This window comes from Ferrovibrio terrae (genome assembly GCF_943371255.1).
Classification (GTDB): domain Bacteria; phylum Pseudomonadota; class Alphaproteobacteria; order Ferrovibrionales; family Ferrovibrionaceae; genus Ferrovibrio; species Ferrovibrio terrae_B.
Window position 1 is genome coordinate 1 of the sequence record NZ_CALRUC010000002.1, and the last position, 24,876, is coordinate 24,876.

The 24,876-nt window shown below is 62.7% G+C and carries 38 protein-coding genes; 32 read left to right on the forward strand and 6 right to left on the reverse strand.

The window, feature by feature from the left end:
- Positions 1 to 4: 4 nt before the first annotated feature.
- Genes AAG799_RS00635 through AAG799_RS00645 form a run of 3 tightly spaced genes read right to left on the reverse strand, consistent with a single transcriptional unit; the run spans position 5 to position 2,014 of the window.
- Positions 5 to 367 (reverse strand): DUF1428 domain-containing protein, encoded by a 363-nt coding sequence (locus tag AAG799_RS00635; protein WP_341893839.1) that lies wholly within the window; start codon positions 365 to 367, stop codon positions 5 to 7.
- 41 nt (positions 368 to 408) lie between these two features.
- Positions 409 to 1,212 (reverse strand): DUF899 domain-containing protein, encoded by an 804-nt coding sequence (locus AAG799_RS00640; RefSeq protein WP_341893841.1) that lies wholly within the window; start codon positions 1,210 to 1,212, stop codon positions 409 to 411.
- Positions 1,213 to 1,228: 16 nt separating this feature from the next.
- The gene (locus AAG799_RS00645) at positions 1,229 to 2,014 is read right to left on the reverse strand and encodes an SDR family oxidoreductase (protein ID WP_341893842.1); all 786 of its coding nucleotides are present in this window, start codon (positions 2,012 to 2,014) and stop codon (positions 1,229 to 1,231) included.
- A 174-nt stretch (positions 2,015 to 2,188) separates the two neighbouring features.
- Here AAG799_RS00645 and AAG799_RS00650 point away from each other — a divergent pair, with 174 nt between their 5' ends.
- Positions 2,189 to 2,680 carry a VOC family protein gene (locus AAG799_RS00650; RefSeq protein ID WP_341893843.1) on the forward strand — a complete coding sequence of 164 codons (492 nt, stop codon included), beginning with the start codon at positions 2,189 to 2,191 and terminating at the stop codon, positions 2,678 to 2,680.
- Between the two features lie 82 nt (positions 2,681 to 2,762).
- Here AAG799_RS00650 and AAG799_RS00655 read toward each other — a convergent pair whose 3' ends face one another.
- Complete coding sequence (locus tag AAG799_RS00655; protein WP_341893844.1) at positions 2,763 to 3,302, reverse strand: GcrA family cell cycle regulator; 540 nt, start codon at positions 3,300 to 3,302, stop codon at positions 2,763 to 2,765.
- A gap of 453 nt (positions 3,303 to 3,755) precedes the next feature.
- On the reverse strand, positions 3,756 to 4,175 hold the full coding sequence (locus AAG799_RS00660) for a helix-turn-helix transcriptional regulator (protein WP_341893846.1): 420 nt from the start codon (positions 4,173 to 4,175) through the stop codon (positions 3,756 to 3,758).
- A 128-nt stretch (positions 4,176 to 4,303) separates the two neighbouring features.
- Between AAG799_RS00660 and AAG799_RS00665 the strand changes: the two genes are divergently transcribed.
- The 29 genes from AAG799_RS00665 to AAG799_RS00805 all read left to right on the forward strand — a co-directional run bounded on the left by AAG799_RS00665 (position 4,304) and on the right by AAG799_RS00805 (position 21,274).
- Positions 4,304 to 4,633, forward strand: a complete 330-nt coding sequence (locus AAG799_RS00665; protein WP_341893847.1) for a helix-turn-helix domain-containing protein — start codon at positions 4,304 to 4,306, stop codon at positions 4,631 to 4,633.
- 1 nt (position 4,634) lies between these two features.
- The gene (locus tag AAG799_RS00670) at positions 4,635 to 5,135 is read left to right on the forward strand and encodes a hypothetical protein (protein WP_341893848.1); all 501 of its coding nucleotides are present in this window, start codon (positions 4,635 to 4,637) and stop codon (positions 5,133 to 5,135) included.
- A 160-nt stretch (positions 5,136 to 5,295) separates the two neighbouring features.
- The gene (locus AAG799_RS00675; protein ID WP_341893849.1) at positions 5,296 to 7,446 is read left to right on the forward strand and encodes a DDE-type integrase/transposase/recombinase; all 2,151 of its coding nucleotides are present in this window, start codon (positions 5,296 to 5,298) and stop codon (positions 7,444 to 7,446) included.
- 77 nt (positions 7,447 to 7,523) lie between these two features.
- The gene (locus tag AAG799_RS00680) at positions 7,524 to 8,288 is read left to right on the forward strand and encodes an ATP-binding protein (protein WP_341893850.1); all 765 of its coding nucleotides are present in this window, start codon (positions 7,524 to 7,526) and stop codon (positions 8,286 to 8,288) included.
- Complete coding sequence (locus AAG799_RS00685) at positions 8,285 to 8,629, forward strand: hypothetical protein (protein ID WP_341893851.1); 345 nt, start codon at positions 8,285 to 8,287, stop codon at positions 8,627 to 8,629. The genes AAG799_RS00680 and AAG799_RS00685 overlap by 4 nt, the downstream gene beginning before the upstream one ends.
- Entirely contained in the window at positions 8,626 to 8,985 is a 360-nt protein-coding gene (locus AAG799_RS00690) for a transcriptional regulator (RefSeq protein WP_341893852.1), read from the forward strand. Before AAG799_RS00685 ends, AAG799_RS00690 begins: the two co-directional genes overlap by 4 nt.
- On the forward strand, positions 8,975 to 9,475 hold the full coding sequence (locus tag AAG799_RS00695; RefSeq protein ID WP_341893853.1) for a hypothetical protein: 501 nt from the start codon (positions 8,975 to 8,977) through the stop codon (positions 9,473 to 9,475). The genes AAG799_RS00690 and AAG799_RS00695 overlap by 11 nt, the downstream gene beginning before the upstream one ends.
- A 2-nt stretch (positions 9,476 to 9,477) precedes the next feature.
- A complete protein-coding gene (locus tag AAG799_RS00700; protein WP_341893854.1) occupies positions 9,478 to 9,684 on the forward strand; it encodes a hypothetical protein in 207 nt (68 codons plus the stop codon).
- A gap of 1 nt (position 9,685) precedes the next feature.
- The gene (locus tag AAG799_RS00705; protein WP_341893855.1) at positions 9,686 to 10,321 is read left to right on the forward strand and encodes a DUF3164 family protein; all 636 of its coding nucleotides are present in this window, start codon (positions 9,686 to 9,688) and stop codon (positions 10,319 to 10,321) included.
- Between the two features lie 9 nt (positions 10,322 to 10,330).
- Positions 10,331 to 10,741 (forward strand): hypothetical protein, encoded by a 411-nt coding sequence (locus AAG799_RS00710; RefSeq protein WP_341893856.1) that lies wholly within the window; start codon positions 10,331 to 10,333, stop codon positions 10,739 to 10,741.
- Entirely contained in the window at positions 10,738 to 11,028 is a 291-nt protein-coding gene (locus AAG799_RS00715; RefSeq protein WP_341893857.1) for a hypothetical protein, read from the forward strand. Before AAG799_RS00710 ends, AAG799_RS00715 begins: the two co-directional genes overlap by 4 nt.
- On the forward strand, positions 11,021 to 11,233 hold the full coding sequence (locus tag AAG799_RS00720; RefSeq protein WP_341893858.1) for a hypothetical protein: 213 nt from the start codon (positions 11,021 to 11,023) through the stop codon (positions 11,231 to 11,233). The genes AAG799_RS00715 and AAG799_RS00720 overlap by 8 nt, the downstream gene beginning before the upstream one ends.
- Positions 11,234 to 11,235: 2 nt before the next feature.
- Positions 11,236 to 11,538: a hypothetical protein gene (locus tag AAG799_RS00725; protein WP_341893859.1), complete on the forward strand. Its 303-nt coding sequence runs from the start codon at positions 11,236 to 11,238 to the stop codon at positions 11,536 to 11,538.
- Complete coding sequence (locus tag AAG799_RS00730; RefSeq protein WP_341893860.1) at positions 11,535 to 11,867, forward strand: hypothetical protein; 333 nt, start codon at positions 11,535 to 11,537, stop codon at positions 11,865 to 11,867. Before AAG799_RS00725 ends, AAG799_RS00730 begins: the two co-directional genes overlap by 4 nt.
- Positions 11,857 to 12,282, forward strand: coding sequence for a regulatory protein GemA (locus AAG799_RS00735; protein WP_341893861.1), 426 nt, complete (start codon positions 11,857 to 11,859; stop codon positions 12,280 to 12,282). Before AAG799_RS00730 ends, AAG799_RS00735 begins: the two co-directional genes overlap by 11 nt.
- A gap of 180 nt (positions 12,283 to 12,462) precedes the next feature.
- Positions 12,463 to 12,750 (forward strand): hypothetical protein, encoded by a 288-nt coding sequence (locus AAG799_RS00740; protein ID WP_341893862.1) that lies wholly within the window; start codon positions 12,463 to 12,465, stop codon positions 12,748 to 12,750.
- Positions 12,747 to 12,980, forward strand: coding sequence for a hypothetical protein (locus AAG799_RS00745; RefSeq protein ID WP_341893863.1), 234 nt, complete (start codon positions 12,747 to 12,749; stop codon positions 12,978 to 12,980). Before AAG799_RS00740 ends, AAG799_RS00745 begins: the two co-directional genes overlap by 4 nt.
- A complete protein-coding gene (locus AAG799_RS00750) occupies positions 12,967 to 13,563 on the forward strand; it encodes an MT-A70 family methyltransferase (protein ID WP_341893864.1) in 597 nt (198 codons plus the stop codon). Before AAG799_RS00745 ends, AAG799_RS00750 begins: the two co-directional genes overlap by 14 nt.
- Positions 13,560 to 13,922: a helix-turn-helix domain-containing protein gene (locus AAG799_RS00755; RefSeq protein WP_341893865.1), complete on the forward strand. Its 363-nt coding sequence runs from the start codon at positions 13,560 to 13,562 to the stop codon at positions 13,920 to 13,922. Before AAG799_RS00750 ends, AAG799_RS00755 begins: the two co-directional genes overlap by 4 nt.
- A 59-nt stretch (positions 13,923 to 13,981) precedes the next feature.
- Positions 13,982 to 14,494 carry a cell wall hydrolase gene (locus AAG799_RS00760; RefSeq protein WP_341893866.1) on the forward strand — a complete coding sequence of 171 codons (513 nt, stop codon included), beginning with the start codon at positions 13,982 to 13,984 and terminating at the stop codon, positions 14,492 to 14,494.
- Positions 14,495 to 14,503: 9 nt separating this feature from the next.
- A complete protein-coding gene (locus tag AAG799_RS00765) occupies positions 14,504 to 15,118 on the forward strand; it encodes a hypothetical protein (RefSeq protein WP_341893867.1) in 615 nt (204 codons plus the stop codon).
- 3 nt (positions 15,119 to 15,121) lie between these two features.
- Positions 15,122 to 15,328: a hypothetical protein gene (locus AAG799_RS00770; protein ID WP_341893868.1), complete on the forward strand. Its 207-nt coding sequence runs from the start codon at positions 15,122 to 15,124 to the stop codon at positions 15,326 to 15,328.
- 1 nt (position 15,329) lies between these two features.
- Positions 15,330 to 15,545 carry a TraR/DksA C4-type zinc finger protein gene (locus tag AAG799_RS00775; protein WP_341893869.1) on the forward strand — a complete coding sequence of 72 codons (216 nt, stop codon included), beginning with the start codon at positions 15,330 to 15,332 and terminating at the stop codon, positions 15,543 to 15,545.
- Complete coding sequence (locus AAG799_RS00780) at positions 15,542 to 15,940, forward strand: hypothetical protein (RefSeq protein WP_341893870.1); 399 nt, start codon at positions 15,542 to 15,544, stop codon at positions 15,938 to 15,940. Before AAG799_RS00775 ends, AAG799_RS00780 begins: the two co-directional genes overlap by 4 nt.
- A complete protein-coding gene (locus AAG799_RS00785) occupies positions 15,940 to 16,245 on the forward strand; it encodes a hypothetical protein (protein WP_341893871.1) in 306 nt (101 codons plus the stop codon). Before AAG799_RS00780 ends, AAG799_RS00785 begins: the two co-directional genes overlap by 1 nt.
- 11 nt (positions 16,246 to 16,256) lie before the next feature.
- Positions 16,257 to 16,823, forward strand: coding sequence for a phage protein Gp27 family protein (locus AAG799_RS00790; protein ID WP_341893872.1), 567 nt, complete (start codon positions 16,257 to 16,259; stop codon positions 16,821 to 16,823).
- On the forward strand, positions 16,816 to 18,477 hold the full coding sequence (locus AAG799_RS00795) for a terminase family protein (RefSeq protein ID WP_341893873.1): 1,662 nt from the start codon (positions 16,816 to 16,818) through the stop codon (positions 18,475 to 18,477). Before AAG799_RS00790 ends, AAG799_RS00795 begins: the two co-directional genes overlap by 8 nt.
- The gene (locus tag AAG799_RS00800) at positions 18,477 to 19,916 is read left to right on the forward strand and encodes a hypothetical protein (protein WP_341893874.1); all 1,440 of its coding nucleotides are present in this window, start codon (positions 18,477 to 18,479) and stop codon (positions 19,914 to 19,916) included. The genes AAG799_RS00795 and AAG799_RS00800 overlap by 1 nt, the downstream gene beginning before the upstream one ends.
- Complete coding sequence (locus tag AAG799_RS00805) at positions 19,913 to 21,274, forward strand: hypothetical protein (protein WP_341893875.1); 1,362 nt, start codon at positions 19,913 to 19,915, stop codon at positions 21,272 to 21,274. The genes AAG799_RS00800 and AAG799_RS00805 overlap by 4 nt, the downstream gene beginning before the upstream one ends.
- A gap of 167 nt (positions 21,275 to 21,441) precedes the next feature.
- Here the strand turns inward: AAG799_RS00805 and AAG799_RS00810 are convergent, their stop codons facing one another.
- Positions 21,442 to 21,972: a hypothetical protein gene (locus AAG799_RS00810; RefSeq protein WP_341893876.1), complete on the reverse strand. Its 531-nt coding sequence runs from the start codon at positions 21,970 to 21,972 to the stop codon at positions 21,442 to 21,444.
- Between the two features lie 398 nt (positions 21,973 to 22,370).
- Between AAG799_RS00810 and AAG799_RS00815 the strand changes: the two genes are divergently transcribed.
- Both AAG799_RS00815 and AAG799_RS00820 read left to right on the forward strand, forming a co-directional pair.
- Complete coding sequence (locus tag AAG799_RS00815; protein WP_341893877.1) at positions 22,371 to 22,586, forward strand: hypothetical protein; 216 nt, start codon at positions 22,371 to 22,373, stop codon at positions 22,584 to 22,586.
- On the forward strand, positions 22,583 to 24,874 hold the full coding sequence (locus tag AAG799_RS00820) for a hypothetical protein (protein WP_341893878.1): 2,292 nt from the start codon (positions 22,583 to 22,585) through the stop codon (positions 24,872 to 24,874). Before AAG799_RS00815 ends, AAG799_RS00820 begins: the two co-directional genes overlap by 4 nt.
- Positions 24,875 to 24,876: the final 2 nt, after the last annotated feature.

Consider the following 24,876-nt stretch of genomic DNA (forward strand, 5'->3'; position numbering starts at 1 on the left):
AGGCTTAGGCGCTGACGAGCGTCTTGAAGCCGCCATAGCACATGCGCTTCACGTCGAAGGGCATGTCCTTGGGGTCCGGGCACATCGCCTGGATGCGCGGGTCTTTCATCACCTTGGCATTCACGGCGTCGCGATGTTTGCGCGACTTGAACATGATCCAGGAGAAGACCGGCACTTCACCTTTCTTCAGCTTCATCAGTTTCGGGTAAGGCATGCCGAAGGCGGTCTTCATGTCGTCGGCAGCGCATTCGCGATAATCCAGCGCGCCATGTTCGCGCCAGATCTTGCCGGCCTTGGCGGCCATCTTTTTATAGGCGGCCAGATTCTTTTTCGGCACCGGCAACAGGAAACCATCCACATAACTCATCGCAGTCTTCCTTCTCTCTCTGGTTAAGCTTGGCGCTCTGGTTAATCCTGGCAACAGCTGGCCGCTGCCTGCGATTGTCCGTCGTATTTGTCGTGATGGCGCAGCCAGAAGTCCTTGCTCCGGGGCCAGCCGGCCGGCGAGTCCTCCCACTCTTCCTGACGGCCATAGGGCGTCAGGTCGAGGATATTATAGGTGTTGAGCAGTCCATCCAGGCCACGGCCGAAGGTGGAATAGCTGTGATAAATCTTCTCACCATCGCGCAGGAATACGCTGAGGCCGGGAAGTTCGCCTTTCACATGTTCAAGCCGTCCCTTGGCCTGCAGTGCTGCGGCATCCTGGTAATTGTAATGCGGCGATGCGACGGCAGGATCGATGGTGACATCGAAATCGGTGTTGAAGTTGCTGCCAAAGGACGACACCCAGGGCAGGGTCCAGCCCATGCGCCGCTTGAACGGCATGATCTTGGCGAGCGGCGCGCGCGAGACCAGTACAAGCGTGGTGTCACGGGCATGCAGATGCGCCAGATGCGGCAGGTTATCTGTGAGATGTGAGCAGCCGGGACAGCCTTCGCTGTAGGGATGGGTTCGGCCCGGCGGCGGATCATCCGGATCGAACATGAAGTGATAGATCACCAGCTGGCTCCGGTTCTCGAACAGGTCGAGCAGGCTTTTGTGGCCCTGCGGCGTGTCGAAGCTGTAATTCTTGTCGATGGCGACCATCGGCAGGCGGCGGCGTTCGGCGGCCAGGGCATCGCGCTGGCGGGTCAGCGCCTTTTCCTTCAGCAGCAGGGCGCGGCGGGCGGCAAGCCATGTGCTGCGCGATACGATGTCTGGCTGGGCGGTCATCGGATGCTCCTTCAGATCAGTCGACCTGCATGCCGCAGGTCAGGTTGACAATGGCCCCGGTGATGGCGCCGGCGCGGTCGGATGCCAGAAAAGCGGCTGTCTCGGCGATTTGTTCCAATGTCGGCAGCTGCTGCAGCAGGGTGGTCTGTGCCGCGCCGGCCAGCATGCTGTCGACATCGGTGCCCATGCGCGTTGCCACCTCAGCGAAAACTCCGGCGCTGTGCGAGCCGGCTTTCGCAGCTTCGGGGATCGCATGGCTTTTCAGGCACAGTACGCGGATGCCGCTGCCGCCCAGTTCGCCGGCCAGATGCCTCGTCATGCCTTCGATGGCGGCGCAGGCCGAGTTATGTCCCATGAAGCCGGGGCCCGGCATGCGCGCTGCCGGGGTAGCGAGCAGGAACATCGCGCCGCCGCGCCGCAAATGGCGCGCGGTTGCCTTGGCGGTGATGAAGTTGGTGCGGGTATAGACCGAGACGGGGAGGAAATAGTCTTCCAGTTTCAGTTCAGCGAGCGGCACGCCCTGCACATGCGCGACACCGATGGCGTTCATCGTGATGTCGATGCCGCCCGTGCGGGTCGCCACGGTATCGGCATGGGTGGTCACGGCGGCTTCGTCCAGCGCATCGACCTCGGCGGCTTCCGCCTTGCCGCCGGCGTTGCGGATATCGGTGACCACGGCTGTCAGCTTTGCCGGGTTGCGGCCGGCGAGAAATACAGCTGCACCATCCCGGGCAAAGGCGCGGGCGACGGCGCCGCCAATGGCGCCACCGCCGTAAATGACCGCTGTTTTGCCCTTCAGCATGGTGTCTCACTGTCTCCGTTTCGAATATTCCTTGACAGTTATATATCCTATTGGTTAAATAAATCCAGTCTTGTTGGTCCGCTGTCAAAAATTGGCTGGGATAAAGCCGATGATCTCGACCAGCACCGATGCCGGGCTCGACCGTTTGGGAACGCGGCCACCTGGTGACCTGTCTTGAATTCCACCCCAGAGGAGGAGCGTACCGTGCAGATCAATCCCTATCTGATGTTCAACGGCCAGTGTGAGGCGGCCTTCCGCTATTACGAGAAGCATCTCGGCGGCAAGGTCGAAGCGATGATGAAATACAGCGATGCGCCGCCGATGCCCGAAGGCCAGAAGCCGCCGGAAGGCGGCTGCGCACCCGACATGACCGGCGCCGAAAATCTGATCATGCATGCCAGCATGCAGCTTGGGAATGTCACGCTGATGGCGTCGGACTCGCCGCCGAGCATGCAGCAGACGATGCAGGGCATCTCGGTCACGCTGAATGTCACCAGCGTCCCCGAGGCCGAGCGGATTTTCACCGCGCTGTCGAAGGGCGGCAACGTGACCATGCCGCTGCAGCAGACCTTCTGGGCCAAGGCTTTCGGCACCGTGACCGACCAGTTTGGCACGCCCTGGATGATCAACTGCATGGAGCCGATGCAGATGAAGGCTGCCTCGTAAGTTGTTTCGGCAGTCGTGAAACGAAAAAGCCCGGCAGGGAAACCTGCCGGGCTTTTTGCGGAAACCGGACCTATCGAAACAATCAGGCGGCGTTGATCGCCTTGACTGCCTCGACGGCGCTCTCCGGGTTCCAGTTCGTGTAAGCCGCCGCGCAATGCTGGGCGCAATACGGCTTGCTCGGCAGCGCGACATGGCTGCAGAAATCGAATTCAGCGCTCTTGGGATCGCCGATCGGCCACTTGCAGCGCGGGCCGGTCGACGGCGTCAGCGCCGCCAGCATGGCGGCCGTCAGCTGGGCCTGCGAGGCGTGATGATGATGGCCAGTGGCCGGGGTGGCTGCGTCTTCGCGCACCTGAACGGGGGCTCGGGCAGGGGCGGGCGCTGCAGCCGTATGTCCGCCCCCACCGCTGGAGCCGCCACCGCCATGGCTGGTCGCGGGACGCGGCTGGGCCGGCTTTTCGCTCCGCATGATCGGCGAGGCCCGCTTGGCCAGGCCGATGCGGTGCGCCTTGCCGACCACGGCGTTGCGGGTCATGCCCAGCTGCTTGCCGATCTGCGTGATCGACTGGCCGGATTCCCAGTATTGCACCAGGAGTTTCACTTTCTCGTCAGTCCACACCATATCTAGCCCCCATATTGGCTTTAGCCGCTAAATGCAGTAAAGGCGCCAAAATCCGGCCTCGGTCAATCGGACTCTTCCATTATCCACAAGAATCTCTGGAATCAGCCGTGCTAAGCCCTTAGCTCTACGAGGCCGAATCGGAGTTATCCACAGATGTCCGCGTCTTCTGCCGCTGTTTCAGCCCCCCAACCGCAGCCTGACCATGATGTAGGGAGACGGGGGGTATCAAACAGTGAGATTTCCCCGGATATAGTGAGACGTGGTGAGATATCTGCCGGATTTCCGGGGAAAAATTGGCGGTTTCGTTGTGCGTCCGAAACCGGTTGGCGCTGGCCGGACCGCGTATTCTGCGGAAAACCGCGACGGGCAGTTTCGGACGGTGAAGCCTGGGCGGCCCGCCGTCCCGGCAGCTTCAAACGGCCCGTAAACGGCATTTGAGCCCCGACTCGGGCCTCAGCCGCCAACCAGCCCCGGCCGGCTGGTAAAATACTCATAGATATCGGTGGCATAACCAGAAACCGATTGCCCCGCCGGTAGTTTGCCGGCCTCGCTGAGTGCAATGGCGATATCGGTCGCCAGACCCATCTTCTCCTTGTCATAGGGCACCTGGCCGGGCGTTTGCGGCCATGCCTCGCCTGCGCCGGTGACCAGCCAGACCAGGTCAACGCCGGTTTTGGCCGCGATCTCGCGCACCACTAGGGCGCCAGGCTCACGCTCTCCCCGCTCATATAGTCCCAGGGCCTGTTTAGAGACACCAACTGTAGGGGCAAACGAATCACGCGGCGTCCCTCCGCGGGCGATTCGCATGCGTTCGCCCAGCTTTTCAAGGTCGGAGGGCGACTCTGAACGCGATTGCTCAGTTTTCGGCGACATATTCAGCGTTCGCTATGTGGTTGATCCACAAATGTAATTTCATTTTCTACAAACCATGACATTCAGCGACGCTGAAAGTTTCTAAACGTGGTTGACGACTTCCACGAACGTAGATAATTCTGGCTTCCATGAAACCCACCACCGTACCCACCCTCGTAGTCCCGAAAAATCCGGTCGAACGCCGGATTTTCATAAAGCTCCAACTCGAATTGCGCGGCCTCTCCTTCGCTGCCATTGCACGGCAGCGAGGCGTGGCCCGGGTCACCGTCAGCAAGACTGCTGCCGGCGCCCCCAGCGCACCGCTCCAGGCAGCGCTCGCCGAGGCGATCGAAATGCCGGTGGAAGTGGTGTTCCCGGAGCGCTTCGACCGCAACGGCCGCCGCGTGACTCCAGTCCGCTCCAGACAAGATAGCCGATACGCCTCTGGGGCGCATGGTCAATCGGCCGAGGCAGCTTGACATGGCGCCCCGGAAACCCCTCCGCGACCACCGCCAAACCACCCTGCTGCCGCAGCTGCTGGAACCGGTCCAAATCTTTGCCCCGGCGCTCACCGCCGCCGCCACCCTGGGCGGAAGAATTTCGCGGGCCATGAAGGCCGCCATCGACGCCTGCGCCAAGGACCGCAAAGTAATCGCCGAGGAGATGGGAAATTACCTCGGCCAGCCGGTCAGCAAAACCACCCTCGACAAGTACGTTTCCGAGGCGACCAAAGATCACGAAATTCCGGTCACCAAATTCCTCGCCCTGGCCCATTCAACGGGCGAGGCCCATCGCCTGCTGAACAGCCTGGCAGAGATGTACGGCCTGATCGTGGTGCCTAAGCATTGCGAGGGCTGGATCCGCGCCGGCCAGCTGGCTCAGCAGATGCAGAACCAGCGCTCCGAAGTCTCGGCCACCGAGAACGAGTTCCGCCTAGCAGTTCGCATGGCAGGCCACCTGCCACCGGGTGGCGACAAGTGAACCATATCACCATCACCGCTTCGCATCGCTGGCCGCCGGGCCGATGCGTCTGCGGCGTTCAAGCGTCGGCGGTCGTGTATCATTTCTCCTCCAATGTGACTAGGCCGGCGGCGCCGCTGACACCTGCTGCCGCCGGCCACTTTTTCACCGGTGGCGCCGCATGACGGTTGCCGGGGGGAAGATCACAGAAAAACTCTCGGCGCCGAACGGTGCCGAATGGTGGACAGCCTCTGAGCTGATCGAGCTGGGCTCCAAGGCACTGCCGACGACACCGCAGGCGATCAACGCCAAGGCAAAGCGCCACGAATGGCGCAAGCAGATCCGCGCCGGCCAGGGTGGCGCCTGGGAATACCATTTGTCGGCACTGCCCGAAGCTGCGCGCCAGCACATCGCGCGCCTTGCCCTGCAGGCCACGCGGCCGCAGCTGCCGGCACCGGTATCTGTGCCGGCTGCAGCGGCTGCTGGCAACGCAGTGAAGAACCTGGCCGGCCTGCCGGTAAACAGCCCCGCGCGCCGCCGCGCCGAAGCCCGGCTTCTGGTGCTGGCCGCGCTGGAGCAATACCGCCAGGCGGGCGGGCTCACGCTCTCGAAGGCGATCGCCGGCTTCATCGAGATTTACCACTCGAACATGATCTCGGTGCCCGACCTGGTACGCGAGGAGCTGCCCGAGATCAGCCGCAGCAGCCTGTTCGACTGGATGAAGAAACGCGACCAGCAGGGCGCGGAACGTCTCGCGGGCAACTATCGCGGCCGGAAAGAAGATGGCGCGATCGACAAGAACGCCACGCTGCGCGAGCTGCTGATCGGCATGTATGCCGAGCGGCCGGATCTGCCGGCATCGGTCTATCTGAACGAGCTACAGAAGCATCTGCCGAATGTGCGACTGCCATCGCTGCGCGTACTGCAGCGCTGGCTCACCGCCTGGAAGACGAACAATCCGCGCGTATCCCTGCAGATCGAAAATCCCGACAAGGCAAAGAGCAAGTATCTATCTGCCATCGGCAGCGCCAGCGCCGGAATCAATCGCGCAAACCAGCTGTGGGAAATGGACGCGACGCCGGCAGATATCCTGCTCAAGGACGGTCGCTGGTGCCTGACTGGTGCAATCGACATTGCCACGCGCCGCGCAGCTGCACGCGTGACACGGACGCCGACGCAGCAGGCGCATATGGGCCTGATCCGTCACTCCGCTTTGCGCCACGGCATGCCCGAAGCGATCCGCACCGACAACGGCAAGGATTACATCGGTCATTCCTTCGTTGCCGCCGTCGCCGCGCTGTCGATCGAGCATCGGGTGTGCACGCCGTTCTCGCCGGAAAAGAAGCCGCATATCGAACGCTTCTTCGGCACGTTGACGCGCGATCTGTTCGCGCGGTTGCCGGGTTTCTCGGGCCATAGTGTCGCGCATGCCCAGGCTATCCGCGCCCGCCGCACCTTTGCCAATCGTCTGGGCACCGCTGACGAAGTCGCCTTCTCGGTGGATCTCACCGCGGCCGAGCTGCAGGCCAATATCGACAGCTGGTTAGACGCCTACCACAACCGGCCGCACTCGGCGCTGGGTGACCGCACGCCGAACGAGCTGAGCGCAGAGCTTGGCATAGGCATACGCGGCATTCCCGAGGAACGCCGTCTCGATCTGCTGCTCATGGATCTGCCGAACGGAGGCGGGCAGCGCATCGTGCAGAAGAACGGCATCGAAGCCGTAGGCACCACGTTTATCGCCAGCTGGATCGGCCCGCATATCGGTTACACGGTTCTAGTGCGGCTGGATCCGACCGACATGGGCACGATCCACTGCTTCGACCCATCTGACGGCGCGTATATCGGCGCAGCCATTGCCGAGGAGCTGTTCGGCATCGAGCGACAGCAGATCGCAGCGGCATCGAAAGCGGCGCAGCGCGCCATCGACCGCACCGCACATCGCGAAATTGCCGATATCAAGAAGCGGTATTCGCAGCAGCGACTGGCTGCTGCCATCGCTTCTGGCGAGCAGCTGCCCGACAGCGTCGTAATCCAGCTGCCGCATATGCGCCGCGTCGCTGAGATGACAACTGAACAGCAGGCCGAGCTTGACGCGGCGACAGACGAGATCCTCGCGGCGCCGGCGCCGAAGCAGGATGCCGATGTGGCCGAAGCGGATGCGCGGTTCGCGCGCTGGCACCAGCTCGACCAGGCCATCAAGTCCGGCGAAGCCATCAGCGAACAGGAGCGCGGCTGGCATCGCACCTACCACCTTGACCCCGAATGCCAGGCCTATCTGGCGATGATCGAAGACTTCGGAGAGGAGGCGGTGCTGCGAAAGGCGGGCTAGCAGCCCACCGAAAAACGAAACGGCGGCACCGAATGCCATCGGGCCGCCGCTACTCACACCAGAAAACGAGAGAGAAAATGAAGCACGAAATCGTTCTTGTCAACAACGTCAAGCGGACCCTGCAGGCAGCCACGGCTTTGACACAGCCCGGCACCGAGCAGCGAATCTGCATCTGGCATGGTCCGGCCGGCCTTGGCAAGACTACGGCCGCCGAGATCCTCACCACCAAGCAGCAGGCCGTTTATGTGCGCGCCCTGGCTGTTTGGACACCGACCGCCATGCTAGCGGCGATCTGCGCCGAGCTGCAGATCAACGATAACTGCACCCGCAAGTGGCAGATGGTGCAGAACATCATGCGCTCACTGGAGGAGCGGCCGCGCCCCATCATCGTAGATGAGGCAGACCACATCGCCGGCGATCCGAAAAACATCGAGACGTTGCGCGATGTGCATGACATGTGCGGCGTGCCGATCGTGCTGATCGGCATGGAAGGCCTGGTCAAATCGCTGCGCCGGCGGCCCCAGGTGGCCCAGCGCGTCGGCGCCGAGATCATCTTCCAGCCCCTCAACCACGCTGATGCCACCCAGGTGGCCAAGCAGCTGTGCGAGGTGCAGCTGGCCGAGGATCTGATCGACAAGCTGTTCAAGGCCAGCCAGGGCTCAATCCGCTCCTTCAAGGTCGGCCTTGCCAGCATCGAGCAGCGCGCCAAGACCCTGCAGCTGCCGGTGATCGGCACGAAGGAATGGGGCGACAAGCCCTTCTTCTTCGCGCAATCGACTGCACGCGGTATCGCCAAGGCCGACGATGCCCCCGCGTCCGGCAGCCTGACGGTGGCGGCATGACCAAGCGCAAGCCATTCAAGACCCGGCGGCCGATCTGCCGCCGGGAGTCCATCCGGGGTGATGCCTGGAAGGTGATCCGTATCCGACGCGTGTTCACGCTGCAGGATATTGCCGATGCCGTAGAGGCCGATACCCGCGTGGTCGGCCTGTACATTCGCTCGCTCTGCAAGACCGGCGTTCTACGCCAGACGATCAAGCGCCGCGGTCGCGAGATCGGCGTCTTCAACACCTATCGGATCGCCAAGGATCTCGGCCCCATCGCGCCGCAGGTCTGTGCCGATGGCCGTTCCTATGACCCGAACGGCAAGAAGTTCATCGAGCTTCTCAAGGAGGGTGCATGAGCCAGCAGCAGGAGTCCGACTGGGTCGCCACGCTGCGACAGGCCGCAGCGAGCACCAGCCAGAAAGTTGCGGGCCAGGCGATCGGCTATTCGGCCTCTGTCGTCAACCAGGTGCTGAAAGGCACCTACAAGGGCGATTTAAAGGCCGTTCAGGACGCGGTTGAAGGCAAGTTCATGGCGATGACGGTGCAGTGCCCCGGCTTCGGCATGGAGATCTCCAAGTCAGTCTGCGCGACCGAGCAACGCCGGCCGCGCAGCTTCACCAGCCCGATCCGCATTCGCGTCTACAAGGCCTGCCGCAATGGCTGCGCCCATAGCCGGGTCGGCCAGGAGAAAGGGGCGGACAATGCTGCGTAGAACCATAGTTCTGCTGCAGGAGGCCTTTGCCGATTACCTGGCACAGGGCCGACTGCCGACTGCCGAGGCCGTCGCCGGCACCGCGAAGCTGCTGCAGGGGATGGCCGATGCCATCGACAAGCACTGCCGCCTGCTGCCGTTCCAGGCGGATGCCAACGACAACGGGGCGCCGCTCTACTCGGCACCCTTACACGAAGAGCTGGTCGATGTTGCGGACTGGTTCTCGAAAGCGGCCCGCGACGGGGCGCCGATCGAGATGGACCGCCAGGCGCTGGCGATGTTCTCGCTTGCATTCCGCAACATGGCATTCCGCTCGCGCTCGATGGAGCGTCTGCTGGATCTGCCTAACTGCGGCCCGCGTCCTGACACGGCGGGCGGCGTAGTGCCACGCGTCGCGCGCATGAGCATCGAGCAGCAGCTGCGCCAGGCAGGCTGGCAGGCCGTCACTCCGCTCGGTGAGGCCGGCGTCACACTCTCCACGGATGCGTGACGATGAGCGCTCCTCTGCAACTGTCCAGCGTCCAGGTGTCGTCGCGTCGTCAGACGCGGCGGCACCGCCGCCGCGGCCGCGTCGCAGTCATTCTGCTGCTGATGCTGCTGATCGGCCTGGTCGGCTCGATCGCGGTGCCATTCGCCGGCGTCGTCGGCTGCGGCATCTACCACACCTTTCCCAATCCATTCACTGCCCGGAGTGCGTGACATGACTGAACATAGCAAGATCGAAGTGCCCGCCGGCTTCATGCTCGATAGCCGCGGCGCGCATGTGCCCGAGGGCAACGTCCGCCCTATCGACAAACTGGAAGATCAGCTCGTCCGCAAGATCCACGGCTTTGGCCAGGATCTATCAGACCAGATCGCGCGCTTCTTCGGCCACACCATCGACGATATCGACGCCTTTCTTGAGCTGCTGGCCGAGAAGTACAACGCCAAGCCGCGCGGCAAGAAGGGAAACATGACCTTCACCAGCTACGATGGCACGCTCAAGGTGCAGGTGCAGGTGGCCGAACACATCGCATTCGGCGCCGAGCTGCAGGTTGCCAAGCAACTGGTCGATGCGTGCCTGACCCGCTGGAGCGGTGGATCCGATCCAAAATATATCGCTGTGGTGAACAACGCCTTCAACGTTGACAAACAGCAGAACGTCAACCGCCAGGCGCTGTTTGCCCTGCGGAAGCTGGAAATCGCCGATCCCGAATGGAACGAGGCCATGCGTGCCATTGCCGACGCCGTGCGCGTGGTCGGGTCGAAGATGTATGTCCGCATGCACCGCCGTGCGAATGCCCAGTCGCGCTGGCGCCTGGTGCCCATCGATCTTGCTGCGGTCGAGCGGGCATAGGAGGCGAGCATGGAGCGACCCGTACACTACGATCTCGAAACGATGGCGGCGCAGCTGCGCGAGAAGGCCAGGGCCAATGCCGCGCGGGCCATCGAGGGCGCACGCAGGGAGAGCGACGAAACCAGCGCCCAGTTTGTCACCATGCAGAGCGATCTGGATGAGATCCTGATCACTATGCACCTGGGCCTTGCCAAGTGGCTCAACGAGGGGCGTCCGGCAGAACAGATGGTTTCTGTTTTCGGCCATGTGGCAGCTGTGTTCACAGCGAATGTGCTGGCGAATTTTCCCCAGCAAGCGGCCCACGCGGCGTTTCACGCGCAGTTCAGCCGGACGATGCGTGCCGCTCTTCGCGGCCGGGATGGCAACGGTGCCACCGTCTCGCGTGCCGAGTTCGTTCCTCTGGTCGGGGGCAACGGATGAGCGAGCATCGCGGAATTTACTGGAGCGATGAAGCGGGCCGGCTGCAGAACTACACGGTCGCCACCAAGGCGAACGGGCATGCGGTGGTTAAGATCGAGCTGGTAATCGCCGATCCGTTCCGCCTGGGCATGCTTCTGCAGGAGCTGCAGACAATCAAGCAGCAGCAGGGCCGGCCAGATATCAGCTCAGAGCCTGTGCCGCGGCCGCGGCGTTCGCGTCACCAGCTGTCGTCGGCGGGTGGCCAGCTGCTGCTGTCGCCACCACGGAAAGGTCACCGCGATGAGTGACGAGACTTTCCCGCGCTGTGAACCTCACCAGGCGAGCTTTCACCTGGTCGCCAAGGTTGATGGCCCGACTGGTCCGCAGCGGCTCGCGGTCGAGCCGAACGAGCTGCTCGCGTGGGTCATTACGGCTGCGCAGTTCGACGGCCGCTTCCATCGTCAGCTGCAGCAGCAGCTTGCGGCGCTTCCCATCACCGAACCGCGGAGCTGATCATGTCCGACCGCGTTATCATCAATGCCGTTCTTGCCCTCAGTGCCTTCCGTCGCAAGGGTGATGATCCGAAAGAGCAGATGCGTGCCGATGCCCAGGCCGGTCTGCTGCGCCTGTTGCGCGGCAAGCCCGATGTGCTCCGCCACTCCGATCCCGACAGCTGCATCAACCTGCTGTTTGCGGTGCTGGATCACTGCGAAGCGGAAGGCATGACACATCGCGCGCTGGCCGACGCATTCAACGAGCATGCGGAGTCTGGCCGCCGCGCGCAGCAGCTGGCCACCGCGCGGGAGCTGCGCGCATGAAGGGCGATGCAGCACCGTTCCAGGCCTTCCTCGATCGTCGCGCGAAACTGCGTGGCGTATGGCATGGCCTGGTCGTTCTGGGCAAGGCCGGGCTGATCATCGCCGCCTGCCTGGCTATGGTCGAAGCCATCGACCGCTATGAGTCGGTCCGCAATCTCTTTGCCGAGATCGTCTATCCGGTCGCGCGCTGGTTCCTGTTTCCTTGCGCCGCGACGATGGGGATCTGGGCAGGGTGCCGCATTTCGGCATTCTTGTTTGGTGTCCCGTCGAATGCCTGGCGTGGACTGATCACCATCAACAACTCCTGCGAGATCAATCATGGCCGCTGATCGAAAGAAACTGATCGCGGCGATCCATGTCGCCAAAAACAAGAAAGGCATCAGCGAGGACGACTACCGCGCGATGTTGCGAAACGAGTTTCAGGTTGCCAGCAGTACGGATCTGGCCGTGCCCCAGCTCGGCGCGCTGCTGACCAGGATCAATGGCGGCAAGCGCTTCCGCGAAGCATCTGGCAAGGCATACGTGCGAAAGATCTTCGCTGTCTGGGGCGAGATGTGCCGGCAGGGCATACCTGACAGCCGAAATCGCACAGCGCTGCTCGCCTTCGTGAAGCGGATGACGAACAAGGACGATCCCGAATGGCTGACACCAGCCGAGGGTAACCGCGTGATCGAAGCCCTTAAGGACTGGCAGGAACGCGCCCTGGCTAAGCAGGCGGAGGCGACGAATGCCGCCGCTTCGTGAGGACGATCCCTACCGCGCCTGCAGCGTCTGTGGCTGCACATGGGACAAAGCATGTCTCGACCCGGCAACCGGCCTCGGTTGCTACTGGGTCGGCCCACATCTCTGCAACGTCTGTCAACGCGCCGCGCCGAACATCTGCGACAGCTGTGACGGCAACCCGAAGGGAAAGGCTAAAGCATCATGACGATCTCGACTGAACAACGGCCGCAGGATCCGCGCGCCGCGCAGTATGACCGCAAGGATCTCTGGGTGGTGTTCGACAGCCCGTCCGATTATCCGGGCCGTGTCGTCGCCCGTCGCTATGAACAGACGACGCGACCGCCGCGCCATGAACCTGCCTTCGAGCCCACCACCGAGAAGGTTGTTGCGGCGACGATAGAGGAAGCGCGCCGCGCAATTCCGGCCGGTCGCGGCCAGTTCCCGCGACTGCCGAACGATGCCGCCGAGGTCGCGGAGGTATGGCTGTGAGCAAGCACCATAGCTGCGCCATCCCTGGCTGCAATCACATGATCCCGGCTTCGCGCCTGATGTGCCGTGATCACTGGTTTGAGGTGCCGGGCCCCTTGCGCCATGCCATCAACTCCACCTGGAAGAACGGCGAGATCGGCGCGTATCGCAGAAACGTCGAAGAGGCGGTGCGTGTCGTATCTGGCACAGAGCCGGCAGCAGAACCCGAGGCGGAAGATGCAGCCGACTGACACCACCGGCCAGTCGTGGCCCTTCACTGGCCTGCGGCCCCTCAGCTATGGGGTGATCATGGCGGATCCGCCGTGGCGCTTCGATCTGAGAAGCGCCGCTGGCGAGGAGAAGAGTCCGCAGGCGCAGTATGCCTGCATGCCGCTGGATGAGATCAAAGCGTTGCCTGTCGCCCAGCTGGCGGCACGGGATTGCCTGCTGTGGCTCTGGGCTACTTTCCCAATGCTGCCTCAGGCCATCGACACGATGAGCGCATGGGGCTTCCGGTATGTCACCGGCGGCGCCTGGCACAAGAAAACCGTTCACGGCAAGACGGCGTTCGGAACCGGATATGTCATGCGGAGCGCCGCAGAGCCGTTCCCGATCGGCAAGATCGGTGCGCCGTCAGTGGTCAGCAAGTCTGAGCGCAACCTGATCGAGGCGGAAGTGCGCGAGCACAGCCGGAAGCCAGACCAAGCTTACGATGTGGTCGAGCGGCTTTGCCCGAAGGTGCTCTGCTGCGAGCTGTTTGCGCGCCAGCTGCTGCTGCGGCCGCACTGGTTCCACTGGGGCAACCAGGCCGACAAGTTCGGATCAGCAGCATGACGACGGCCCAGGGCACTGCGCTGCCGGCGGCGCTGGCGAACATTGCGGAGATCGCCGGCCGTGAAGCTGCATTGCGGCTGGCATTCAAATACGGCGGAAGCCGCGTTTACATTCCGAAGAAATACCTGGGCAGCGATATCGCGCAGCTGCTTGGCAATGAGTCGGCCCGCGCACTGGCGAAACACTATGGCGGAGAATCCATCTCGATCCCGATCGGCAAAAAGGCTCTGGCCTTCTGGCTGGCCGAACAGGGTCAGGCAGTGGAAGAGATCGCCCGGACCTTGCGCGTAGATCGCACCACGGTGCATCGTTGGTTCAGCAGGCGCATGGACAGCCTGCAGCTCAAGCTTTTCGCTTAAGCTTCGTGTGGCGCGTGCCACACTCAATAGAATGGTGACGATCAACCATTCTCGGCGCCATGAACGCGCCAAAGCAGATACTCGTTCCAGCCGATTTCCGCAATACCAGCCTGCCGGTCACCGCGGCGGATATCGATAAGACCTGGCGCACGCTATACGGCGAGTGCAGCGGGCAGAGCTTCGACTGCAAGATCGCCACCTGCTGGACGATCCGCAACCGTGTCACGCTCGATCTGTGGAAGGATGGCAAGGCCGACTGGTGGGGGGAAGGCTTCGTCGCTATCTGCATCAAGAAATGGCAGTTCACCTGCTGGATGGATCACAACGCAGAGCGCATTGCCATCGCAACGCTGGGCGATGCAGCTGCCCAGGAGTGTATGCTCGCCACCCTTGCTGTGATGAAGGGCCTGTTCCCCGATCCCACCGCGGGCGCTACCCACTATTTCAATCCTAAAATCGCTCGTACGCCTGACTGGGCGATCGGCCGCACGCCGGTCTGCGCCATCGACGGGCATAGCTTCTATGTCGGCGTCGAGCCCGGCGATCCCAAGTACACAAAACCGAAAACCTGAGGGGGTGTCATGCTCAACACGTTGATGCAGTCCAAGGCTCTGCGCCTGGTGATCTATAACGGCCTTCTGGCGCTGGCCACCTTCCTCGGCTTCGATATGGCGCCGGAACAGGCGAACGAATATGCCGAAGCCATCCTCACGCTGGTTCCGCTGCTGATGGCAGGTGGTTCTGCCGTCATCATCAAGATCAAGGGCAAGCCGGCCGTACCCCCGGCCGCCACTGTTCTGGCTCTGCTGCTGCTGCCGTCGATGCTGCTTCTGGCGGGCTGCGGTGCCCAGCTGCTGGCTACGCCCATTGCCCAGACGCCAGGCCAGCGGCTGATTGCCATCACCAGCGATTACACCACCGCCCAGGATTACATGCTGGCTTACGCGAAGAGCGAGGCTTCAAAGCCGGCTGTTGTCGTGTACCTCAAGGCATTCGACCGCGCGGCGGTGGCTGCCCTGGATGATGCCCGCGATGCGCTCAAGACCGGCGACAACCTGTTGATCGCTGCCGCCCTGGGCGCCGCCGCCTCGGCCGTCGAATCATTCTGGACTGAGATCGCGGTGAGCGGGATCCTGCCGACTCCTCCGCCGCGTGGCTTTGCCCAGCTGCCCGCCAACTATCTGCCGGAGGATTAGCCCGTGAACATCCAGAGCATTCTCAACAGCCCGATCACGTTGCTGATCATCCGCCTGGCTGTCGCAGCGGCCGCAGGCAACGAAGCCGCCAGGAAGAGAATTGCGCTGGTGGAGCTGCTGGTGAAAGAGCAGCGCGACGCTACGCCGGCGGAAGAGGCCGAGCTGTTCGACGCGATGCACGAGAAGAGCGACGAGATCCAGTCGCTGTGACATGACCGACGTTGCCGACGACGCCCAGCGCAGCGAACAGACATTCACCGACGCCGCGCTCAAGCAGGTGCGGCGCCCGCTTGTTTGCGAGAGCGATCCCGATCCGCGCGACTGCGCGGATTGCGGCAATGCGATTCCGATCGAGCGTCTGCGCGCCTGGCGCATCGCCGTCCGCTGTGTGCAGTGCCAGGTATTGAGAGACGGGAGAAGCCTGTGACGCTCGAAGACATCAAGGAATGGGCCGCCATTGGCAACTTAGTCATGCCAATCGTGCTGGGCGGAATCATCCTCTGGCTCAACAAGTATTTCGTGCCGCGCGAAGAGCATGGTGAAACCGTTATCCAGCTGAAGGCGGCGCTGACGGCGCTGAGCGAGCGACAGCAGGGACAAGCCGAGCGACTCAACAACGGTGATGCAAGGTTCGGCGCTATCGAGCTGCGGATCGCTGCGCTGCCCACCAGCGGCGAGATTTCCGATCTGCGCGTGGGCATGGAGCGGCTCGCCGGCGATCTGCGGGTGAGCCAGGAGCAATACGAAGGTATCCGGGCACTGTTCGACATGGTGCGCGGGCATATGGCCGTGATCGATGACCATCTGCGGAGGCAGTCCTAATGAAACTCGACCAGACTTTCAGCGAGCATCGACGCCTCGCCATCCTGCGCGTGCTTGCGATGGCGCCGGGGTATCGCGCCAACTGCTCGATCCTCGAAGGTGCTGTAAACCGCGTAGGCGTTGATAGCACGCGAACCCAGATACGCAACGAGATGCGCTGGTTGTCGGAGCAGGGCCTGGCGACCCTCGAAGAGGATCTCGCGCCTTACCTGGTCGCCGTCGCCACGACCGACGGTATCGCCGTCTCGCAGGGCAAGATTATGCGGATCGGCGTGCAGAAGCCCGCGCCTACCGACCGCGGCTGAGCGATAGCGGCATGGGAAAGAAGGGCATCATCGACACGCTGCCGGAAGAAACACGGCGACTGCTGCAGGGCTTGCGCGACCGCGGCCACACCATAACCGCGATCCATGAAAAGCTGCTTGAGCTTGATGTGGAGGTTTCCCGCGGCACCGTTGGGCGCTGGGTCAAGGATTACGATGAGCTGGGCGAAGAGCTGGCTGAAATCCGTGCAGCCGCCGAAGGACTGATGAAGCCCATCATCGAGCGCGGCGGCGATGACCGCACCTCACGGCTGAATATCGAGCTGATGCAGGCGCTGCTGTTCAAGCTGAGCAACGCGGCCCGCGGCGGCAAGATCGCGATAACCCCGCAGGACATGATGTTCCTGAGTCGGGCCACGAAAGACCTGCAGGCCGCCATCAAGGCAATCTCCGATGCCGCCCTGGTCGAGATCAAGGTGCGGCGCGAACTGCAAACAGATCAGGCGAAGAAGCTGGCGGCGGCGGCGCCGAAAGCTGGCCTCAACAAAGACCAGGTTGCATTCATTCGCGCGGAGATCCTCGGCGTAGACGTGGACAAGGGCGAGGCTGGCAATGGATGACAGTGTCCTTGCCGATGTGGACGTGGTCGAAGCGACGGTAGAATCCGTGGTGCCGCTTGAAGGCGGCGAGCGCGTTGCTGCGCTAAAAATTGTGGAAGAGATCCAAGCCGGCCGCTCTGGTCGGCTTCTGCTTCCCGAGCAGGTGCCGAAGATTCTGCTTCCCTACCAGGCGGAATGGCACCGCGACCAGGCGCCAATTCGCATCTGCGAAAAAAGCCGCCGTATCGGATACTCCTGGGGCGCGCTGGCTGCTGAGGCTGCAATCGAGGCATCGGCCGCACCGGACGCCGGTGGCATGGACCAGTTTTACATGGGCTATAACATGCTCATGGCTGCCGAGTTTATCGGCGATGCCGCGTTCTTTGCCCGCGCCTATGGTATGGCGATCTCGAATATCGATGTGTGGAAAGAGACGATCGTTATCCGCGATGAGAGACGCGATATCGTCACGTACAAAGTGCAGTTCGCCAGCGGGCACAAGATCGAGGCGCTGAGTTCTAATCCGCACAACTGGCGATCTCGCCAGGGTCATGCACGCATTGACGAAGCCGCCTTCCATAAAAACCTCAAGGAAGTGGTCAAGGGCGCTCTCGCCTTCAAGATGTGGGGCGGCCGAATCGATGTCGTCTCGACGCATAATGGTGAGGACAACGATTTCAACGAGCTGTTGAAAGACGTGAAGGCGAAGAAGCTGCCGTGGTCTCTGCATCGCATTACGTTTGATGATGCGTTGCGCCAAGGCTTCTATAAGCGTGTCTGCCTGGTGAAGCTCAAGAAGCCCTGGTCCCAGTCTGACGAAGACGATTACCGCGCCGCCACCTATGCCGACTATCCATCCAGCGATGACGCCCAGGAGGAATTGGACTGCATCGCCAAGCGTGGATCTGGTGCTTACTTCACGCGCATGCTGATCGAGTTCTGCCAGGAGGACGGCATCCCTGTGATCCGGTTCAGTCAGCCGGCGGAGTATGTCCTCGATCAAGACCGCGCGACGATCGCGGCTAAATGGATCGCCGATGTGCTCAAGCCGCTGATCGACGCGATGCCGGGCAAGCGTACAGTGTTCGGTCAGGACTTCGGACGAGACGGCGATCTCTCCGTTGTTTGGCCTCTGCAGCAGATCGCACCATTGAAGTGGCGCACGCCGTTCATTCTCGAAATGCGGCGCATTCCTTTCGATGTACAGCGGCAGGTGGTCAAGTTCTTGCTCGAAGAGCTGCCGCTGTTCCATCACGCGAAGTTCGATGCTCGTGGTAACGGCCAGAGCCATGCCGAGGCTGCGCTGCAGCTGCGCGGACCGCAGCAGATCGACTGTGTCATGGCTACGCCGCAGTGGTATGCCGAATGGTTCCCCAAATACCGTCAGGCTTACGAAGACCAATCGATCATCGTTCCCAAGAGTGAAGACGTGATCGCCGACCACCGTTCAGTGGTGTTGGTCAAGGGTGCGCCCAGTATGAGCGACAAGCGGACAAAAGGTTCCGATGGCGAAGGCCGGCATGGTGACTCTGCTATTGCTGGCTTGCTTGCCTGGGCGGCGACGCAGACCGAAGGGCAGCCGGCTTTTGGCGTCACTATCGAAGACAACCAGGCGGACGATTACGAGAGCGAGCGCAGCTCTGTATTTGGTCTGCTGAGCGGGAGAACGCGGTAATGAGTATTTTTCAGCGCTTTAAAGCAGCGTTCAAATCACCCGAACCTGCCACGCAGTTCCGTGAAGCTGCCGGCAAGACGATTGATGCCGATGAGGACAACTGGCGCCCGCTGACGGAAGACGCCCGCCGCGACCTGTCGCCGGTCACCCAGCGGCGCATGCAGGAAATCGCCGTGCACCTGTGGGAGCGCAACCTGATCGCCCGGCAGATCATCGAGCTGCCCGTCGCCTATCTGCTTGCAGAAGGCGTGACGGTGAAGGTTGCTGACGAAGAGGCATCGGACTGGCTGCGGCTGTTCTGGCGCGATCCGATCAATCGCATGGCCCAACGCATCGAGCAGATGGTGCGCGAGCTGTCGCTTTTCGGTGAGCAATGCTTCCCGGCCTTCGTGAACGAGATGAACGGGCATGTCCGCATCGGCGTGCTGGATCCGAGTCTGATCGAACAGGTGATCATGGATCCTGACAATAGCGCGCAGCCGATTGGCATCGTGACTGCTCGTGACCGTAAAGGACGACGCCGGCGATATCGCGTGATCGTTAATGGCGACGAAAATGTTTTCTCGAAGAACACGCAGACCATCCGGCAGCAGTTTGCCGATGGTGAATGTTTCTATTTTGCCATCAACCAGCTGTCGGCCGGCCGCCGCGGCCGCTCCGACATTCTGGCGCAGGCCGACTGGGCGGACGCCTACGAAACATTCCTGTTCCGCGCCATTGATAGGTCGGATCTGCTCAACTCGTTCATCTGGGATGTAAAGATGAACGGCGCGACGCAAGACCAGGTCGAGGAGCGCGCTAAGAAAATCCTGCCGCCGAAACCGAACAGCGTCCGCGTTCACAACGACAGTGAGGAGTGGAAGGCCGAGACACCGGATCTCAAGGCTGCGGACAACCAGCAGCTGGCGCGGCTGTTCCGCAATCACCTGCTTGGTGGCAGCGCCATCCCGGAACACTGGTTTGGTGGCGGCGGCGATGTAAACCGCGCAACCGCCGGCGAGATGGGCGAACCCACCTTCAAGACGTTCAGCATGCGCCAGGCGGCGGTGAAGAACATCCTGACCGAGATCTGCACCTATGTGGTGCGCTGCCGCCTGCAGCGTCTGTACGGTGCCAATGCGGACAATATCGCGCAGCAGCTGGCCGAGGACGATTATCAGGTTGGCATCGAGTTCCCTGAAATGACAGCGCGCGATACCACGTCCTACGCCGCTGCGCTGGCCCAGGTGGTGATCGCCTGTGCCACCGCCATCGACCGCCATCTCATGACCGAGGAAACCGCCGTTTCGATCATCGGCGCCATTGCCGGCCGGCTCGGCGTTCGCATCGATCCTTCCGAGGAATTACGGAATGCGCGCGAAGCCAGGACCGCGCGTGAGGAAAACGATGTGTTTGCGGATCCGCCGCCGGATGATTCCGGCGACGATGCCGACGAATGACCGACAAGGAAAAAGGCAAGGCCTTTAAGGCCGAGCGCCAGCGCCAGGTGAAGCGTGGTGTCGCCATCCAGAAAGACGCTGCCGAGGAAGTGACGCGGCAGCTGCGGGCTGCAGACCAGAAGATCCGAGCTGAGATGGCTGGGCAGCCCAGCGATTACAAGCAATGGTATCTGCCGCGCCTGCAGCAGGCCATTCGCCAGGCGATCGATGAGCATGGCGCCGCCGCCACCGCTGCCGTGACGAAAGGTGCCGATGCCGCATGGCAGGCCGGTATAGACCTGGTTGACAAACCTCTCGCCGCCGGCGGCATCGATCTTGTTGGTAAGCTGCCAGCGATTGATCGTGACCAGCTGCTGGCGATGAAAACCTTTATGACCGGTCGCATGGAAGACGTGACGGCCACCACGATCAACCGGATCAACGGCCAGCTCGGCGCCGTGATCATCGGCGCTCAGTCGCCGGGCGATGCAGTCAACGAGATCTCGCGGCACATCGAAGGCGGCCGCGGCCGCGCGATCGGGATTGTGCAGACCGAAGTGGGCCGGGCCTATGAAGCAGCAAGCCAGCAGCGCAAGGAACAGGCCGTCGAGGAAGTGCCCGAGCTGCAGAAGCAATGGCGCCGATCAGGCAAGCGCAACAGCCGGCCGAGTCATGACCTGGCGGACGGCCAGATCCAGGCCGTGGACCAGCCGTTCATGGTTGGCGGCACGGCGATTATGTATCCGCGTGACCCGAAGGCACCCATAAAGCACACCGCGCGTTGCGGCTGCACATCGCTGCCTTACATGGCATCGTGGGAGGTGAAGCATCCGCGCGAAAAACCCTTCACCGCCGATGAGCGCATGGCGAACCGCAACAAGCGCGACGTGGCGGATCTGCGCGCGGCCGACTACAGCGACTGGGCCGGCAAGACCATCGACCGTAAGCGCCACGCCACCGGCGAGATCCGCACGGTGGCGCAGTTGCCGGAGAGCGTGACAAAGAAACTGGCGCCGCGCGGCATAGCGCCGATGGGTACCGATATCGTGATCGGAGATCGCCAGCTGCTGCATATGCGACGTGAGCTGCATGTGAAGCGGAAGGCCGACGCGCTGCCGATGGATCTGTTGCGCTCTCTGCCTGATCGGCTGGCGCAGCCGCGTGCGATCATGCTCGATCGCCGCGCCAAAGAGCCGACGCTGGTGTTTGTGATCAAGGTTTCCGGCCAGGCCCGGCTGGCGCGTGTGGTGGTGAAGCTGGGCGACATGGATCGCCGGATGGCACACAAGCGCGGTAACATCATCGTCACCGGCAGCCTGGTCGATAAAGCCGACCTGGCCGATGGCAACGCCTACGAGATCTTGCTGGGGAAGCTGTAGCCTGCCGGCGAGGGACGCAACTCCCCTCGAAACCCACATGCAGCGGCCGGATCGCTCCGGGCCGAAGGTGGGCCGGTCGCCCTGACGGGCCACCGGGATCAAGCCGGTTTCAGATCACGCCGGCAGGCAGCTCTAATTTAGGGCCGTTTGAGCCGGGGTTAAAGGGGCTATTTCTGGGCAACGGATTCGATGGCGATGCCGTACTCGGGATCCAGGAAGGTACCGCCCAGGGACATGCTCCATTCCCGGAAAGCCAGCCGGTTGTTGTCGGGCGGCAGCAGGCGGCCATTCAGCACCGTCTCGCCGCCGGCCTTGAGGCCGATGATGGTCCGCCCCAGGGCGTCGGCGGCAGTAATCGATTTGGTATCGGTCTTGAGCCTGGCGCCACAGCCCAGGTCGAACACCACCACGACATTGGCGCGCTCGGCCGTCTCGTATGCCCTGGTGAATGTCACGCGCCAGGCCCGGATCTGGCCGCCAGGCACCGCGGCCGCAAAGGCTGCCTTGGCGGCGGGCACCAGGCTGTCGAGCTGCTGTTGCCCCGCCAGGCGGTTCTGGTCGCCTGTGGCCGCGCGGTAGCGGTCCCGGTATTCGCTGATGGTCCGGCAGAACGCCTGCTGTTCGGCCGGCAGGGTGGGCTTCTCCTCCCCGCAGGCGGCCAGGATCAGCGGCAGGAGCAGGAACGGCAGGCGGCGCATCGTCGGTTTCCCCTATGGCGCGGTCGAGATGGCCGGGAGTATCCGGGGCACCGCCGGCCGGGACAACCCAGAGAGGGCGGTAAAAAGGAAATGGCGGTTTTCCGGCAAACAGATTTGCGGGCGGTTTTAAGGCCCGCTGGCGCGTGGTGAGCCCCTGTCCGCGGTGGTTTTAGCCCGAAGCTTTTAAACGCGTTTTTAAACGCCTCTGGCGGCCCGACAGGGCCATTCGTGGCCCTGGGCGAGGGGCGCAGGGGCGTCTCGGGTCAATCGGCAGGTTTTCAGGGTGGGGGTGGCGCCCGCCACCCTGCTTCGGTCCAGGGGTGGTCGGTACGGTCGGCCGGCATGATGACGCAGGCCACCGGCCCGCGCAACCCACCTTCGGAACAAGGACCGAAACGATGGCCGAAAAGAAACTGTCGGCGGCTGAAGCCGCCAAGCTCGTTCACCGGCTGGTGCCCCAGCTCGGCAAGGACGGCAAACCCACCGGCGAGATGGACAAGGCGCCGGTCACCGAGGCGGAAGTGCTGAGCTTCCGTGAAGACGGCAACGCCGTGATCGTCGTGACGATCGCCGGCGAAAAGCTGTTCGGCGAGCTGAAGGGCGAAAAGAAGTGAAGCCCGCGATCCCTGCCGCCGGCCTGGTCGGTCTGATTGCCCTGCGTGAAGCGGCGGCGGGATCGTATCAGGATCTGCTGGAGCGTGTGAGCGCTGCAGTCCGGCTCAAACTCAGGATCGATATCGGCCGCGAAGTCTGGCCGTTCGTTCCCGCCCTCTTTCCCGACAGCATCATCGTCAGCGTGGATGGCAAATACTGGCGCTATTCCTATGTGGTCGGCGATGCCGGCGATGTCGCCCTGGGCGAACCGCCGATGCAGGTCGAGGAATCCTTCCAGCCTGTCGGCACCGCGAAGCCGGCGTCGCGCGGCGTTTTCATCGAGGCCATCGGCGGCGATGCCGTGCCGGGTTCGCGCTATCTGATCCGCGTGATCCGTGCCGGCCTGTCTGGCAACAGCAATTACTACCCTGACGGCGTGCTGCGCGAAGCAGTGCCGCTGTTCGAGGGCGCCCGCGTTTTCGTCAAGTCGGATGATGAGCATCTCGCCGGCAAGGGCAAAGACGTGCGGAACCTGTTCGGCAAGATCTCTGCGCCGCGTTTCGTGGAAGGCAAAAAAACCGACCAGGGCGAGATCCACGCTGAGCTGCAGGTGATCGAACCTGAAGGCGCGCTCGGCGTGAAGCTGCGCGAGGCGCACGCCCGCAATATGACCGACCTGTTCGGTTTCTCCATTGACGCGATGGGCGGCGCCCGTGCCGCCGTTCGCGGCAACCAGAAGATCCGCGAAGCCACGCGGTTCACCAAGGTTCACTCCGTTGACCTGATCGTCGAACCCGGCGCAGGCGGCGGTGTGATCCGTCTTATCGAAGCCAAGGCAAACGACCCCGAGGAGGGCGAGGACATGCTGCGTTCCAATATGATCACCTTTATCGAGGCCAAGAAGCCCGCGCTGCTGGCCGGCGTCGATAAGGACAAACTCACCGACGATGAAGTGCTGGCCAAGTACAACGAGGCCCAGCGCATCGATCAGCCGCTGCAGTCCGGCATGACGCAGGAGCAGCTGAACGAGGCCATCCGCCTCACCGAGGCGCGTTCCTATGCGCGCAGCACCGTCGCCGCGAGCAATCTGCCCGATGCCGCGAAGGACAAGCTGCTCAAGCAGTTCACGGCCGAGGGTGTGAAGTTCACCGAAGCCCAGGTCGATGAGGCCATCAAGGGCGAGCGCGAATATCTCGCGCAGTTCACCGAGTCCGGCCATGTCAGCGGCCTGGGTGACGGCGCCTTCGATGTGAAGGCCGGTGAAACGCGGCCGCAGAAGGTGGCCGACATGCTCGACGCCTTCTTCGATCCGGCGCACAAGGATCACAAATACGCGCGGTCGTTCCGCGAGTGTTATGTCGAGATCACCGGCGACAAGCGTGTGACCGGTGCGCTCGAAGATATCGACCAGACGCGCTATACCGAAGCCCTCGCCGGCGCGCAGCTGTCGAACGTGCTGGGCAACGCCCTGCGCCGCCGCCTGATTGCCGACTATCGCGTCCAGACGCCGATGGATATCTGGCGCCGTGTCGCCACGGTCGCCAATGTCAACGACTTCCGCACCAATGAACGGACCCGTTACGGCGGTTATGGCGATCTGCCGGCTGTCGCTGAAAGCGGTTCCTATGATCCGCTGACTTCGCCTGGTGACGAAAAGGCGAGCTACGCGGTGACCAAGCGCGGCGGCACTGAGTCGATCACGCTGGAAATGATCCGCAACGATGACGCCGGCGTGATCCGCCAGGTGCCGGTCAAGCTCAGCCGCGCCGGCAAGCGCACGCTGGGCAAGTTCGTGCTCGACTTCCTGCGGACCAACCCGGTGATCTATGACGGCGTCGCGCTGTTCCACGCAACTCACGGCAATCTCGGTACCACCGCGCTGGGCACGGCACCGGTGGCCGCAGGCCGCCTTGCCATGCTCAGCCAGAAGGAAGCCGGCAGCCTCGAAGCGCTGTCGGTCGGTCCGCGCGATATCCTGGTGCCGTTCCAGCTGGAAGAAGGCGCGGTGGATCTGTTCCGCCGCAACACCAACCAGGATCAGACCTTCCTGCAGAGCCTGTCGCTCAACGTGGTGCCGGTCTGGTATTGGACCGACGCGAACGACTGGGTGCTGTCGGCGGATCCGCTCGACATTCCCGGCATCGAGATCGGCTTCCTCGACGGTAACGAGGAACCCGAGATCTTCGTCCAGGACAATCCCACTGTCGGGTCGATGTTCAGCAACGACAAGCTGACCTGGAAGATCCGCCACATTTATGGCGGCACCGTCACCGACTACCGCGGCTTCTACAAAGCCGTGGTGGCGTAAGG

Coding starts and splice junctions, on each gene's coding strand:
- AAG799_RS00715 (WP_341893857.1), top strand. CDS start 10,738: ATGAGCGAGCATCGCGGAATTTACTGGAGCGATGAAGCGGGCCGGCTG.
- AAG799_RS00720 (WP_341893858.1), top strand. CDS start 11,021: ATGAGTGACGAGACTTTCCCGCGCTGTGAACCTCACCAGGCGAGCTTT.
- AAG799_RS00800 (WP_341893874.1), top strand. CDS start 18,477: ATGAGTATTTTTCAGCGCTTTAAAGCAGCGTTCAAATCACCCGAACCT.
- AAG799_RS00795 (WP_341893873.1), top strand. CDS start 16,816: ATGGATGACAGTGTCCTTGCCGATGTGGACGTGGTCGAAGCGACGGTA.
- AAG799_RS00765 (WP_341893867.1), top strand. CDS start 14,504: ATGCTCAACACGTTGATGCAGTCCAAGGCTCTGCGCCTGGTGATCTAT.
- AAG799_RS00680 (WP_341893850.1), top strand. CDS start 7,524: ATGAAGCACGAAATCGTTCTTGTCAACAACGTCAAGCGGACCCTGCAG.
- AAG799_RS00640 (WP_341893841.1), bottom strand. CDS start 1,212: ATGACCGCCCAGCCAGACATCGTATCGCGCAGCACATGGCTTGCCGCC.
- AAG799_RS00760 (WP_341893866.1), top strand. CDS start 13,982: ATGAACGCGCCAAAGCAGATACTCGTTCCAGCCGATTTCCGCAATACC.
- AAG799_RS00815 (WP_341893877.1), top strand. CDS start 22,371: ATGGCCGAAAAGAAACTGTCGGCGGCTGAAGCCGCCAAGCTCGTTCAC.
- AAG799_RS00670 (WP_341893848.1), top strand. CDS start 4,635: ATGGCGCCCCGGAAACCCCTCCGCGACCACCGCCAAACCACCCTGCTG.
- AAG799_RS00775 (WP_341893869.1), top strand. CDS start 15,330: ATGACCGACGTTGCCGACGACGCCCAGCGCAGCGAACAGACATTCACC.
- AAG799_RS00790 (WP_341893872.1), top strand. CDS start 16,257: ATGGGAAAGAAGGGCATCATCGACACGCTGCCGGAAGAAACACGGCGA.
- AAG799_RS00655 (WP_341893844.1), bottom strand. CDS start 3,302: ATGGTGTGGACTGACGAGAAAGTGAAACTCCTGGTGCAATACTGGGAA.
- AAG799_RS00635 (WP_341893839.1), bottom strand. CDS start 367: ATGAGTTATGTGGATGGTTTCCTGTTGCCGGTGCCGAAAAAGAATCTG.
- AAG799_RS00750 (WP_341893864.1), top strand. CDS start 12,967: ATGCAGCCGACTGACACCACCGGCCAGTCGTGGCCCTTCACTGGCCTG.
- AAG799_RS00695 (WP_341893853.1), top strand. CDS start 8,975: ATGCTGCGTAGAACCATAGTTCTGCTGCAGGAGGCCTTTGCCGATTAC.
- AAG799_RS00740 (WP_341893862.1), top strand. CDS start 12,463: ATGACGATCTCGACTGAACAACGGCCGCAGGATCCGCGCGCCGCGCAG.
- AAG799_RS00725 (WP_341893859.1), top strand. CDS start 11,236: ATGTCCGACCGCGTTATCATCAATGCCGTTCTTGCCCTCAGTGCCTTC.
- AAG799_RS00755 (WP_341893865.1), top strand. CDS start 13,560: ATGACGACGGCCCAGGGCACTGCGCTGCCGGCGGCGCTGGCGAACATT.
- AAG799_RS00710 (WP_341893856.1), top strand. CDS start 10,331: ATGGAGCGACCCGTACACTACGATCTCGAAACGATGGCGGCGCAGCTG.
- AAG799_RS00735 (WP_341893861.1), top strand. CDS start 11,857: ATGGCCGCTGATCGAAAGAAACTGATCGCGGCGATCCATGTCGCCAAA.
- AAG799_RS00700 (WP_341893854.1), top strand. CDS start 9,478: ATGAGCGCTCCTCTGCAACTGTCCAGCGTCCAGGTGTCGTCGCGTCGT.
- AAG799_RS00660 (WP_341893846.1), bottom strand. CDS start 4,175: ATGTCGCCGAAAACTGAGCAATCGCGTTCAGAGTCGCCCTCCGACCTT.
- AAG799_RS00690 (WP_341893852.1), top strand. CDS start 8,626: ATGAGCCAGCAGCAGGAGTCCGACTGGGTCGCCACGCTGCGACAGGCC.
- AAG799_RS00705 (WP_341893855.1), top strand. CDS start 9,686: ATGACTGAACATAGCAAGATCGAAGTGCCCGCCGGCTTCATGCTCGAT.
- AAG799_RS00805 (WP_341893875.1), top strand. CDS start 19,913: ATGACCGACAAGGAAAAAGGCAAGGCCTTTAAGGCCGAGCGCCAGCGC.
- AAG799_RS00810 (WP_341893876.1), bottom strand. CDS start 21,972: ATGCGCCGCCTGCCGTTCCTGCTCCTGCCGCTGATCCTGGCCGCCTGC.
- AAG799_RS00645 (WP_341893842.1), bottom strand. CDS start 2,014: ATGCTGAAGGGCAAAACAGCGGTCATTTACGGCGGTGGCGCCATTGGC.
- AAG799_RS00685 (WP_341893851.1), top strand. CDS start 8,285: ATGACCAAGCGCAAGCCATTCAAGACCCGGCGGCCGATCTGCCGCCGG.
- AAG799_RS00785 (WP_341893871.1), top strand. CDS start 15,940: ATGAAACTCGACCAGACTTTCAGCGAGCATCGACGCCTCGCCATCCTG.
- AAG799_RS00675 (WP_341893849.1), top strand. CDS start 5,296: ATGACGGTTGCCGGGGGGAAGATCACAGAAAAACTCTCGGCGCCGAAC.
- AAG799_RS00665 (WP_341893847.1), top strand. CDS start 4,304: ATGAAACCCACCACCGTACCCACCCTCGTAGTCCCGAAAAATCCGGTC.
- AAG799_RS00730 (WP_341893860.1), top strand. CDS start 11,535: ATGAAGGGCGATGCAGCACCGTTCCAGGCCTTCCTCGATCGTCGCGCG.